General features: G+C 74.3%; 11 protein-coding genes. 3 read left to right on the top strand and 8 right to left on the bottom strand.

Annotated elements, in window-relative coordinates; all coding sequences use genetic code 11:
• The first annotated feature begins 1 nt into the window (after nucleotide 1).
• Nucleotides 2-88 carry an IS3 family transposase gene (locus ABD54_RS29585; protein ID WP_082166964.1) on the top strand — a complete coding sequence of 29 codons (87 nt, stop codon included), beginning with the start codon at nucleotides 2-4 and terminating at the stop codon, nucleotides 86-88.
• A 76-nt stretch (nucleotides 89-164) separates the two neighbouring features.
• Nucleotides 165-1,154 carry a hypothetical protein gene (locus tag ABD54_RS09940; protein ID WP_047869157.1) on the top strand — a complete coding sequence of 330 codons (990 nt, stop codon included), beginning with the start codon at nucleotides 165-167 and terminating at the stop codon, nucleotides 1,152-1,154.
• Between the two features lie 160 nt (nucleotides 1,155-1,314).
• Here ABD54_RS09940 and ABD54_RS09935 read toward each other — a convergent pair whose 3' ends face one another.
• Genes ABD54_RS09935 through ABD54_RS09915 form a run of 5 tightly spaced genes read right to left on the bottom strand, consistent with a single transcriptional unit; the run spans nucleotide 1,315 to nucleotide 6,770 of the window.
• Nucleotides 1,315-2,118 carry a DUF1295 domain-containing protein gene (locus ABD54_RS09935; RefSeq protein WP_047869156.1) on the bottom strand — a complete coding sequence of 268 codons (804 nt, stop codon included), beginning with the start codon at nucleotides 2,116-2,118 and terminating at the stop codon, nucleotides 1,315-1,317.
• Nucleotides 2,118-3,380, bottom strand: a complete 1,263-nt coding sequence (locus ABD54_RS09930) for a cyclopropane-fatty-acyl-phospholipid synthase family protein (protein WP_047869155.1) — start codon at nucleotides 3,378-3,380, stop codon at nucleotides 2,118-2,120. The genes ABD54_RS09935 and ABD54_RS09930 overlap by 1 nt, the downstream gene beginning before the upstream one ends.
• Nucleotides 3,377-4,627 (bottom strand): cyclopropane-fatty-acyl-phospholipid synthase family protein, encoded by a 1,251-nt coding sequence (locus tag ABD54_RS09925; RefSeq protein ID WP_047869154.1) that lies wholly within the window; start codon nucleotides 4,625-4,627, stop codon nucleotides 3,377-3,379. The genes ABD54_RS09930 and ABD54_RS09925 overlap by 4 nt, the downstream gene beginning before the upstream one ends.
• A complete protein-coding gene (locus ABD54_RS09920) occupies nucleotides 4,624-5,487 on the bottom strand; it encodes a DUF1365 domain-containing protein (RefSeq protein ID WP_082166763.1) in 864 nt (287 codons plus the stop codon). Before ABD54_RS09920 ends, ABD54_RS09925 begins: the two co-directional genes overlap by 4 nt.
• Nucleotides 5,484-6,770, bottom strand: a complete 1,287-nt coding sequence (locus ABD54_RS09915; RefSeq protein ID WP_047869152.1) for an NAD(P)/FAD-dependent oxidoreductase — start codon at nucleotides 6,768-6,770, stop codon at nucleotides 5,484-5,486. Before ABD54_RS09915 ends, ABD54_RS09920 begins: the two co-directional genes overlap by 4 nt.
• Before the next feature lie 371 nt (nucleotides 6,771-7,141).
• On the opposite strand from ABD54_RS09915, the gene ABD54_RS09910 reads away from it, so the two are divergent.
• The gene (locus tag ABD54_RS09910; protein WP_047869151.1) at nucleotides 7,142-8,611 is read left to right on the top strand and encodes a bifunctional phosphatase PAP2/diacylglycerol kinase family protein; all 1,470 of its coding nucleotides are present in this window, start codon (nucleotides 7,142-7,144) and stop codon (nucleotides 8,609-8,611) included.
• 41 nt (nucleotides 8,612-8,652) lie between these two features.
• Here the strand turns inward: ABD54_RS09910 and ABD54_RS09905 are convergent, their stop codons facing one another.
• The 3 genes from ABD54_RS09905 to ABD54_RS09895 form a co-directional block, all read right to left on the bottom strand.
• Nucleotides 8,653-9,105, bottom strand: a complete 453-nt coding sequence (locus ABD54_RS09905) for a hypothetical protein (protein WP_047869150.1) — start codon at nucleotides 9,103-9,105, stop codon at nucleotides 8,653-8,655.
• Between the two features lie 165 nt (nucleotides 9,106-9,270).
• Nucleotides 9,271-10,260, bottom strand: coding sequence for an aminoglycoside phosphotransferase family protein (locus ABD54_RS09900; RefSeq protein WP_047869149.1), 990 nt, complete (start codon nucleotides 10,258-10,260; stop codon nucleotides 9,271-9,273).
• Nucleotides 10,261-10,351: 91 nt separating this feature from the next.
• Nucleotides 10,352-11,674, bottom strand: a complete 1,323-nt coding sequence (locus ABD54_RS09895) for an MFS transporter (RefSeq protein ID WP_047869148.1) — start codon at nucleotides 11,672-11,674, stop codon at nucleotides 10,352-10,354.
• Nucleotides 11,675-11,701 lie beyond the last annotated feature (27 nt).

Here is an 11,701-nt window from a genome sequence, read left to right as displayed (position 1 = left end):
CATCGCCTGGTTCAACCACGAACGCGTCCATACCTACCTTGAGGGCCTGAGCCCGGTGCAGTACCGAGCTCAGGCCCTCGCGGCTTAACCTTCAGTTAGCCGGTCCAACTACCGGGGACCAGTTCAGGACCGCCACCGCCGAGCAGTTCCTGCGTCTGGGCGCGATGCTGGTCCCCGGCCCGGAAATCCTGGAGGGCCGGGGTTACGCCGCGTCGGTGGTCGAGGGCTACGCCGAGCACCACGGGCTGCCCGTGGAGCGTTCGGCGGGGCGCAACACCCTGGAGCTGCCCAGCGGCAACCGGATCACCGTGGCACTGGACGACTCCGACAACGTCGAGTCCGTGTTCGTGACCGGACCGGGCGGTGCGGCGCCGGTGGAGGAGCCCGCTCATCGGGGGCCCGCGGCCACGGAGGACGCGGCCGATGCCGGGAGCGCCCGGCGGATACCCCGGGGCGTGCTGGCCCACGTGATGCCCAGGATCGGCGCCACGCTGCGCCGGGAGGCCGCGCTGGAGGAGTACCTCAGGGACCTGGGGTGGCCTGCGGGCTCCGAGCCCGAATGGGACTCCGCCTCCGGGGTCCTCCGCTACCCCGGGTGCGTGGACCTGGAGGCCCGTGAGGTCGGCCGTTTCACCCCCGGGCGGGACCTGTGGGAGTGGGCCGCGTCCGAGGGCGCGTCCGTCCTGCGCTCGGCCGCGCGCGAGGGGGGCGCTGCGGACCTGGACGCCGACAGCGCCGACCTGTCAGCCCACCACCTGCCCGGTAGCGTCGCGCAGATCCTCTCCCGCACGGCGGCCGACATCGACGGCGCGCGGGCGTGGACGGTTGTGGGGGCATCCGACGGGCGGCAGGTCCACCTGGCCGTCACCGACACGCGGATTCCGGTTCCCGGCACCGACCCCCAGGTCACCTCCCGGGACTTGGAGGGCGCCGCCGACCTCACGCATCCGTTGGTACCGGAGGAGGGAAGGCGGGAGGCCGTGCGGGCGATGGCCCTCGGCTACTTCGAGCGCCACGGCGTGCGCCCCCTGGACGTCTTCGGCCCAGACGAACTGGGCGGCCTCATGGGGCTGTACACGGTACGGGTCCGCTTCGCGCGCGACGGCAGCCTGAACCGGGTCGATTGGGGCCTGACGCACGAGACGACGTCCTAGCGGACCGCCCGCCGGGGGCCGGCCGGAAACGGCCCCGGTCGCGCGATGCCCCGCGGTTGGACCCCGTCGCGGTCCGCCGCGCGGATGCGTCCGACGGCCCGTCCCGGGGCCCTCCCCCCTTCCGTGAGGGCCCCGGGACGGGAATCGGCGCCCGGGGTCTTCAGCCCCTTCCGGGCGGCATCGGCACGAACGCGCTGGTTCGCCGGGCGTACTCCGCCCAGCCGGGCCGCCCGGACATGTGCTCGTCCAGCAGCCGCTGGCCCGACCCCCGGGTCAGCAGGAAGGTCATCACCACGGGCGCGGGCAGGGTGAGCAGCACCCACCACGACCCCGACAGCGCGACCAGGAACAGCCCCCACCACACGCAGGCGTCGCCGAAGTAGTTGGGGTGGCGGGTCCACGCCCACAGGCCGCGGTCCATGATCCGCCCGCTGTTGGCGGGGTCGCGCTTGAACCGGGCCAACTGGGCGTCGCCCACCGTCTCGAACACGAACCCCACCAGCCACACGGCCGTACCTGCGGCGGCAAGCCACACCTGCGGGGAGCCGAGGAGGGGCGCGTCGGTGTGCACCGCCGCCTGGACCGGCACGGCGACCAGCCACACCAGGAATCCCTGGAGCAGGTAGACCACACGCAGGGCGTAGGCGTTCCGGTTCCCGGGCGCCCCGGCCAGCAGGCGCTCGTAGCGGGGGTCCTCGCCCTTGCCCCGGGAGCGCAGCCCGATGTGCACGGCCAGGCGCAGGCCCCACACGGCGGTGAGCCCGGCCAGCAGCCAGGCGCGGGCGGGATCGCCCGAGGCGGTCAGGGCGCCGACCGCCGCCGCGGCGGTGAACCCGAGCCCCCAGGCCGCGTCCACCACGCTGTGCCTGCCCAGGCGCAGTGCGAGGGCGAAGGTCGCGAGCATGAGCGCCAGCACGGCCAGGGCGGACAGGCCGAGGGTGGCGGCGAGCGCGGAGGCGTCCATCAGCGGCTCCCGGCGAGGTCGGCGCGCACGGCCGTGATCTGGTCCACGCCCATGCGCCCCTCCTCGAAGGCGAGCGCGCCCCCGGCCAGGTAGAGCCGCCACACGCGGGCGGCCTCGGGGCCGGCCAGGGCGACCAGGTCGTCGAAGCGGCGCTCCAGCACCTCCAACCAGGCGCGGGCGGTGCGCACGTAGTGCTCGCGCATGGCCCGCACGCCGCGCACCTCCAGTCCGGCGTCCTCCAGCAGCCCGACCGTCTCGCCCAGGGGGCGCATGTGCATGTCGGGGGCGATGTAGCGCTCGATGAAGGGGCCGCCTCCCGGCTGGGCGCCGCGCCGCGACATCTGCTGGACCAGAAGGCGCCCGCCGGGGCGCAGCCGGTCGTACAGGCGGCGGGCGAAGGGCGCGTACTCGTCGCGGCCCACGTGCTCGCCCATCTCGATGGCGGCCACGGCGTCGAAGCCGCCGTCGGTGACGTCGCGGTAGTGCTGGAGGCGCACCTCGACCAGGTCGGACAGGCCCTCATCGCGGACGCGGGCCGCGACGTGGTCGCGCTGGCGCGCGGAGAGGGTGACGGCGGTGACGCGCGCGCCGTGGTGGCGGGCGGCGTGCAGGGTGAGCGATCCCCAGCCGCACCCCACGTCGAGCAGGCGGTCCCCCTCGACCAAGCGCAGTTCGCGGCAGATCAGGTCGAGCTTGTCGCGCTGGGCGTCGGCGAGGGTGTAGCCGGGGTCTTCGCTGGTCCAGTAGGCGCACGAGTAGGCCATGGACTCGTCCAGGAGCAGCTCGTACAGGTCGTTCCCGGCGTCGTAGTGGTGGGAGACGGCCGCGGCGTCGCGCTCGCTGGAGTGGAGGCGTCCGCGCAGGCGCGCCTCGGTCGGCGGGGCGGGCGGCGGGGCGCCCACCACGCCCAGGGCCAGCAGGGTGCGGGCCGCGCGGGCCCACTCGGCGGGGCCGGGCAGCGAGGTGCCGTTCTCGCGCACGCTGGACCACACCCGGCTCAGGGCGTCGGTGAGGTCGCCCTCCACGTCCAGCGATCCGGTGACGTAGGCGCGGGCCAGGCCCAGCTCGCCGGGGCGGGCCAGGATGTGGCGCAGGGCGTCGCGGTCGCGCAGCACCGCCAGCGGGGCGTCGGCGGGACCGGCCTCGCTGCCGTCCCAGGCGCGCAGCCGGACGGGGAGCACGCCGTTGAACAGCCCGGCGGCCAGGGGCGCGAGGAAGTGGGCGGCTCCCCGGGGGCTGGCGGGGGTCGCGGTTGTGCTCATCGGGCTTTCTCCATGGTGATCTGCTCGACGTCGATGATTCCGGACAGGAATCCGGCCTCGCAGTAGGCGAGGTAGAAGGACCACATGCGGCGGAAGGTGGCGTCGAAGCCGAGGGCCTCCACCCGTTCGGCGGCGTCGGTGAAGTTCTCGCGCCACACGCGCAGGGTGTCGGCGTAGTCGCGGCCGAAGGACAGCCGGTCGACGACGCGCAGCGAGGTGCCCGCCCGCAACCGCTCCTCGACGGCGGTGACCGAGGGGATGAGTCCGCCGGGGAAGACGTACTTGTGCATCCAGGTGTAGGAGCCGCGCGAGGCGCGCATCAGGGCGTGCTCCATGGTGATGCTCTGGAGGCCCACGCGTCCGCCGGGGCGCACGAGCCTGTCCAGGGCGGCGAAGTAGGCGGGCCAGTAGCGCTCGCCCACGGCCTCGATCATCTCCACGCTGACCACGGCGTCGTAGGTTCCGGTGACGTCGCGGTAGTCGCACAGGCGGACGTCGACAAGGTCGGAGAGCCCGGCGGCGGCGACGCGTTCGACGGCCAGGTCGCGCTGCTCGGCGGAGAGGGTGACGGTGGTGACGCGGGCACCGCGGCGGGCGGCGCGCACGGCCAGCTCGCCCCAGCCGGTGCCGATCTCCAGCAGTTCGACGCCCTCGGCCACGCCCGCGGCGTCCAGGAGGCGGTCGATCTTGCGCTCCTGGGCGCGGGGCAGGGTGTCGCGGTCGCGGGCCTCCCCGTCCTCGAACAGCGCGGAGGAGTAGGTCATCGTCCGGTCGAGGAAGAGACCGAACAGGTCGTTGGACAGGTCGTAGTGGTGGCTGATGTGGCGTCTGGACCCGGCGCGGGTGTTGCGGTCCGAGGCGGGCCTTCGGGGCAGGGTGACGTGGCGCAGGGGTTGGAGGGGGCGCGGCACGAGGTTCTCGTAGTCCGCGGCCAGGCGGGTGAGCAGGGCGACGATGTCGGGCGAGTCCCACTCCCCGGCCATGTAGGACTCGCCGAAGCCGATGAGGCCGCCCGCGGCCAGACGGCGGTGGAAGGCGTCGGGGTCGCGCAGCTCCAGGACGGGCGCGCCGTCGTCGGCGCTGGGCGCGGCGGAGCCGGTGCGCACGCGCACGCCCGAGCGCGCGGTGGCGTGGCGGACTATGGCTCGGGCGACGGCCGCGCGCAGGCGTCCGCCGGGCACCCTGGCCACGTCGGGCCAGCGCCGTGCGTCCAGGGGCGGTCGGGTGTGGGGGCTGGTCGTGGTCATGGCCGTGTCCTGGTCTTCCGTTCGGTCGCTGGTGTGTGCGTGTGCCCGCGAGGCTGGACGGGCAGCCCGCGCAGGTAGAGGCCGATGCCCTGGCGCCGGATGCGCAGCGCGCCGACCAGCGGCGCTAGGGGGTGGCGCAGCGCCCTGAGCAGCAGGGACGCGGTGGTGGCGGGGCGTCGGAGGCCGTGTACCGAGGCGGTGAGGGGCGGGCGCCCGTCGCGGTGCAGGGCGACGGTGAGCGCGAGGCGTTCACCGGGCTCGGGGAGGCTGAGGCGGTAGCGGCCGTCCACCGCGTTGAACGGGGAGACGTACATGGCCTTGTCCGCCTCGGCCCGGCCGCGGCCGTCCACGTCCAGGACGTAGCGGTGGCGCTGGCCGTAGGTGTTGTGGACCTCGGCGACGACGCGGCTGAGGCGGCCGTCGCGGTGGTGGCACCAGTAGACGGTCAGGGGGTTGAAGACGTGGCCCAGGACGCGGGCGTGGGCGAGCATGAGCACCCGGCCGCCGTCGAGGTCCACGCCGTGCTCTGCCAGGAGGGCGTCGATGTCGGCGCGCAGCTCCCGGGCCCAGCCGTCGGCGCGGTCGCGGCGCGCGGCCCCGGTACCGGTCGGGACACGGGTGTCGGCCGGGGCACCGGCTTCGGGTGAGGTGCGGGTGGCGGCCGGTGAGCGGTCGCCGTCCACGGCGTGGTCCTTCGCGCGGAACCCCGCCAGTGCGCGCAGCGGCCAGCGCAGGCGCGGCGGGTCGTCCAGGTCCACCAGCCAGTAGTAGGTGCCGTAGGCGAAGGCGTTGCGGACGGGTTCGGAGCGGACGTGGCGGACGGTGGCCTCGTACAGCGCGGGCGCCGGGGAGGGCGTCACCAGCGCACCCCCAGGCTCGCGGCGGCCCGGACGCCCGAGCGGCACCCGTCCTCGTGGAAGCCCCACCCGTGGTGGGCCCCGGCGAAGGCGACGACCCGGTCGCTGAGCTCGGGCAGCCGCCGCTGCGCGGCCAGGGAGGCGGGGGTGTAGACGGGGTGCGCGTAGTCCATGGCGGCCACGACCCGGTCGGGGTCGACCTCGTCGGCTCCGTTGAGGGTGACCACGTACTGCTCGTCGGCGTCCAGGCGCTGGAGGCGGTTCATGTGGTAGCTCACCCGCACGGGCTCGGTGTCGGGCTCGCAGGAGGCCAGGCGGTGGTTCCAACTGGCCCAGACGTCGCGGTCGGCGGGCAGGACGGAGGCGTCGGTGTGCAGCAGGGTGCGGTTGCGCGAGTAGCCGAAGGCGCCGAGGACCTCGCGCTCGGCGTCGGTGGGGTCGGCGAGCAGGGCGAGGGCCTGGTCGGCGTGGGTGGCCACGACCGCGGCGTCGAACTCCAGGGGCTCTCCCCCGGCGCGCAGGAGCACCCCCCGGGCCGTGCGGGCCAGCGAGGTGACCGGGGTGCCGGTGCGCACCGCGTGCAGGTTCTTGGCGACGCGCTCGACGTAGGCGTGCGAGCCGCCGGTGACGGTGCGCCAGCGGGGCGAACCCCACACGCTGAGCATGCCGTGGTTGGCCAGGAAGGAGAACAGGTAGCGGGCGGGGTAGTCGGTGGCGGTGCCGGGCGGGCAGGACCACACCGCCGACACCAGCGGGAGCAGGAAGTGCGCGACCGTGTAGGGCGTGAACCGGTGGTGGCGGACGAAGGCGCCGAGGGTGGGCTCGGCCGCGCCGGGGGGAGGGGTCGCGGCGAGCAGGCGCCGGGCTGCCCGGTGGAAGCGGGGGATCTCGGTGAGCATGCGCAGGTAGGCGGGGCTGCGCCGGGACCGGTTGGGGAGCATGGCCCGCATGCCGCGCGCGCCCGCGTACTCCAGGCCGCAGCCCCGACAACTGACCGACATGCTCATCTCGGTGGGCTGGGTGTGCACGCCGAGTTCGTCGAACAGGCGCAGCAGGTGGGGGTAGGTACGCCTGTTGTGCACGATGAAGCCGCTGTCGACCCCCAGCTCGCCGCCCGGACCGCCGCCGATCCGGTGGGTGTGGGCGTGTCCGCCCAGGCGGTCGTCGGCCTCGAACAGGGTGACGTCGTCGTCCCGGTGCAGGACGTGCGCCGCCGTCAGTCCGGAGACGCCGGAGCCGATGACCGCGACTCTGCGCCGACGGAGGGTGTGCTGCCCTGTACCCAATGCGTCCTCTTCACTTCCGGTGGTTGTGTGGCGGAAGTGATTCGGTACCGGGAACCAGGCGGATTGGTCCGCAAAATCACGAAAAGGTCTCGAAAGAGGGGAGGTGAGGACCGGGGCGGTTCCGCCGGGGGCGGGGCCGTCGAAGCGGTCGGCGGGCCCCGTCCGGGCGCCGCACGGGCGGACCCGGCGGACGGGGGGCGAACGCCCCGGCTTCGACCGCGCCCCAAGCCCGGCCGCTCCGACGGACCAGCGTCCGCGTCCGGCCAAAACCGATATCGTGTGTGATGTCATCAACACACTGAAGGCCCTCCGGCGGGCGCGCCCTTATGGACATCTGGCGGGACTTTGCCCAATCTGGGGCAATGAGCCTTATGAGTCGACTACAACGGGCTGACAAGAAGGTCTACGACCACGTGACGGGGTTGGGGACCGCGTCCCTGGACGCCTACACGCCCAAGTTCGTGCAGGCGACGGACAACATGGCGCCGTGGTTCCTGATGTCGGCCACCCTCGCCGCCACCGGCGGCCCCAGGCTGCGGCGCACCGCGCTGCGCGCGATGCTGGCCGCGGGCACCGCCAACCTGGTCTCCGCGGGGATCAAGCAGATCTCGGGGCGCACCCGTCCGGACAACTCGGCCGTCCCGGCCGCGCGCAGCCCCTACCGCTCCTACCCCAGCACCTCCTTCCCCTCCGGGCACACCGCCGCGGCCGCGGCCTACGCGGCCGGGGTCATGACAGACGCGCCCAAGCCCCTGGCCGGGCTGGTCGCCCTCCTGGCGGGCGGGGTCGCCTTCTCACGCGTGCACAGCGGCGTCCACTACCCCGGCGACGTGCTCGCCGGGGTGGCCATCGGGTGCGGCGCCGCCCTGCTCGCCCGGACGGCGGTGCCGCCCCGGCCCGAACTGGTCTTCGGCGCGCGCACCGTCACCGACGGGGAGGCCGAAGTGGACCGCGAGGGCTCCGGGGTCACGGTGGTCGTCAACCCGCGCTCGGCCTCGGGCACGGTGCCCGGGCTGACCGCGGCCGACGTCACGAGCAGGGTGGCGCGGGCGCTGCCCAAGGCTCGGATCGTCCCCCTGTCGGCCGAGGACGACGTGGTCGGGGTCATGGACCAGGCCGCGCGCACCAGCGACGTGCTCGCGGTGGCGGGCGGCGACGGCACCGTCAACGCCGGGGCGCAGGCGGCGCTGGCCCACGACCGTCCGCTGCTGGTGCTGCCGGACGGAACCCTCAACAACTTCGCCCGCACGCTCGGGCTGTCCTCGGTGGACGTCGCGCTGCGCGCCTTCGACGACGGACGGCTGGCCCGGGTGGACGTGGGCGAGGTGGACGGCCGGATCTTCCTCAACACGTCCTCCTTCGGCTCCTACCCGCGCATGGTGGACCGGCGCGACAAGTGGGCCGACCGGATCGGCAAGTGGCCCGCGTTCGCGCTGGCCCTGTGGCGGGACCTGCGGGAGGTGAGCCCGACCTCGGCGGTGGTGGACGGCCAGCCCGCCAAGGTGTGGTGGGCGTTCGTCGGCAACTGCCAGTACCGCACGCACGGCCGGGTGCCCGCGCTGCGTGAGCGCCTGGACGACGGGCGGCTGGACGTGCGGGTGCTCACCGCGCGGGCGCCCTTCCCGAGGCTGCGCGCCCTCGCGGACGTGCTGCTGGGCAAGTTCGCGCACGGCGAGGGCTACTCCGAGCGGCTGACCACGGGGCTGACGCTGACCATCCCGGGCGAGCCCAGGCTGCTGGCCGTGGACGGCGAGGTCGTGGAGGGCTCGCGGACGGTGGTCTTCACCAAGCGGCACGCGGCCCTGCGGGTGTTCGTGCCCGCCGTCGAGACCAACCGGTGAGCACCGGGAGCTGAACCCCGCAAGCGGCGTCGGCCCGACCGTCAGCGGCGGCACCTCCGGGGGCCGCGGGAGGGCTCCCGCCCGGTGTCGCCGCCCAGCAGGAGGCTGAGCCCCGCCCCCAGCAGCCACGCGTCCTTGGACAGGGGCAGCCCCTGTTCGGTCGGGCGCAGGCTCTGGGGGCGCCGCATGCCCGGGGTGCGCAGGTACAGGCCGAGCAGGCCGGCGGCGAACGCGGTCAGGCCCGCGCCCGCGACGCGGCTCGGCACGACGGGGACCAGCAGGGCGGCGCCCAGGGCGATCTCACCGGCCGACAGCAGCCGGGAGAAGGCGACCGGGTCCACGTCCTTGAGGAAGGGGTAGGTCCCCGCCGCCATCCCGTGCAGACCCTGCGCGGCCTCCTCGTCGGCGCCGCGCTTCTCCAGCCCGGAGTTGAGGACGAACGCCCCCGTGACGACGCGCAGCGGCAGGTCGCGGGTGCTCAGGGGCAGGTTCATATCGCTCCAACAGCTGGTCGGGTCCGTGGCGTTCCCGGCCGGCCGGTTCCGGCCCGGCCGCGCCGACGACAGGTCTTTTCCGGTCACCAATAGTCACGGAGATGCTACCGACCGCAAACCGTGCGGGCGGGACGCGACCCGCCGGGCCGCCGGATCCGGGCGGCGTCAGCGGGCGTGGGACCGCTCCCCCGCGCCGAGGCGTTCGACGACGCGGACCAGGTCCCGCCACGCCTGGGAGGTGTCGGGGCCGCCCTCGTGGGGCGCGCGGAACCAGTCGACGAACTCGACCACGTCCCGCAGGTCCCAGCGCAGCCGGTACAGGTCCATCAGTGCGCGGTCGGGCTCGTGGCCGCTGGCCCGGGCGTAGCGGTCCAGTTCGGCGGGGTCGTCGGTGACCAGCCACAGGTCGCGCTCGGGGGCGGACAGGCCGACGGTGTCCCAGTCGACCAGCAGCGGCCGGTCGCCGTGCCACAGCAGGTTGCCCGGGTGGGGTTCGCCGTGGGTGAGCACCGCCGGCGCGCCCTCCAGGGCGGCCGCGCCTCGGTCGGACTCGGCCAGGCGCTCGCGCAGCACCGGGGCGTGCTCGGCGAGCAGGTCGGCGGTGGGCGCGGCGTGGGGTCCCGCGTCGCCGACGGCGGCGGGGCGGTCCAAGAGCGCGGCGAGCCGGTCCTGCCCGGGGAGGCGGGTCTCGACGGCGGGCGCGTCGCCCGGTGCGCTGCGGTGCAGCTGGGCGAGGGTGTCCAGGAGCCTGGCCCGCCGGTCGTCGGTCAGCTCCTGGCCGAAGTCGCCGGACTGGCCGACAACGCGCGGGAAGACGCTGAGCGCGTACCCGTCGCCGACCGGTACGACGGTGTCCCCGCCCGGGGTGCGCAGGGGCGCGACGACGAACCCGAGCCCCTCCTCGTCGTGCAGCCGGGCGGCGGTGTCCATGGCCCGGGTGAGGCGCCGCCGTACGGCGGCCGGGTCCGGGCCGAGGAAGGACTTGTGGGCGAGGTCGGCCACGGTGGTGAACCAGCGGCGGCCCGCGGTGTCGGTGACGCTCCAGTGGTGGTCGCCGTAGCCCAGGGGGACGTGGTCGATCTCGGTCGCGTGGATGCCCCACGCCGCCAGCGCGTCGTGCAGGCGTGGTTCCAGGTTCGTCAGCCGTTCGCGCATGCGGCGAAACTACCAGCCGGTCCGCGCCGAGGCCGGGAACCTCCTCCCCCGGGGACGCCCGCGTGGCTTCGCGGGCGTCCCCGGGGGCGGGTCAGTCCAGCGTGGTGCGGTGCAGGGACAGGTGCCGGGTCTCGCGGACCAGGGTGAGCACCACCAGGAGGCTGAGCGCGGCGACTCCGACGAGGTAGAACGCCGGGGTCAGGGCGCTGCCGGAGGTGGCGACCAGCCAGGTGGCCACGAACGGGGCCGTGCCGCCGAAGAGCACGTAGGCGGTGGTGTAGCCGACCGCCGACCCGCTGGCGCGCAGGTGGGCGGGGAACATCTCCACCATCATCGGCACGTTGGAAGTGCCGATCACCGCCACGAGCGCGGCCAGCGCGGAGGTGCCCAGCATCGCCCCGGCCAGCCCGGTGCCCATGAGCTGGAACGCGGGGTAGGTCAGCAGCACGAACCCGGCGCAGGCGGCCATCAGCATGGGGCGGCGCCCGAACCGGTCGCTGGCCCTGGCCATGAGCGGGCACATCAGCGTGTAGGCCAGCATCGCGACCACGCTGGTCGTCAGCGCCTGGGTCTTGGTGTAGTCCAGCGACTCCGACATGTAGCTGATCATGTACGAGCTCATGAAGTAGTAGCCGACGGCGTTGGTGATGCTGTAGCCGAAGAGCGTGAACATCTGGCGGCCGGAGACGCGGAATGCCTCGCGCAGCGGGCTTCGGGTGGTGTTGTCCTCCCGGGCCATCTCGCGGAAGACGGGGGTGTCGTCGAGCCGGGAGCGCAGGTACAGGCCGATGGCGCCCAGCGGCCCGGCGATCAGGAACGGCACCCGCCAGCCCCACGACATCAGGGCCTCCTCGCTGAGGGTTCCGGTGAGCAGCACGCCCACGCCCGAGCCGACGACGGCGGCCACGCCCACGGTGATGGGGACGGCGCTGGCGTAGCGGGCGCGGCGGCCCTCGGGGGCGTACTCCATGATGAAGGAGGAGGCCCCGGTGTACTCGCCGCCGGTGGAGAAGCCCTGGACGGCGCGCATGAGCAGGAGCAGCAGGGGCGCGGCCAGACCGATCGCGGCGTAGGTGGGCAGCAGGCCGATGGCGAGGGTGGCCCCGCTCATGCACAGCACGCTCAGCGCCAGTGCGCGGTTGCGGCCGATGCGGTCGCCGTAGTGGCCGAAGAACAGGGCGCCCAGGGGCCGGGCGATGAACCCGGCGGCGAAGATCGCCCAGGTCGCCAGCAGTGCGGCGGCGGGGTCGTAGTTGGGGAAGAACAGCACCGCGATGGTCGCCGACATGACGGCGTAGGCGCCGGAGTCGAACCACTCCACGAAGTTGCCGATGGCGGTGGCGACGGTGACGCGGCGGCGGACGCGGCCGATGTCCTCAGGCGGGGTCGCGGGGGCTTTGGGGTCGTTGAGCACCGTACCCGAACTCCTCTTTCTCACTGG

The organism is Nocardiopsis sp. RV163 (genome assembly GCF_001029525.1).
Classification (GTDB): domain Bacteria; phylum Actinomycetota; class Actinomycetes; order Streptosporangiales; family Streptosporangiaceae; genus Nocardiopsis; species Nocardiopsis dassonvillei.
Note: the sequence above shows the minus strand (reverse complement) of the source record. Positions and strands in the feature narration are given on the sequence as shown.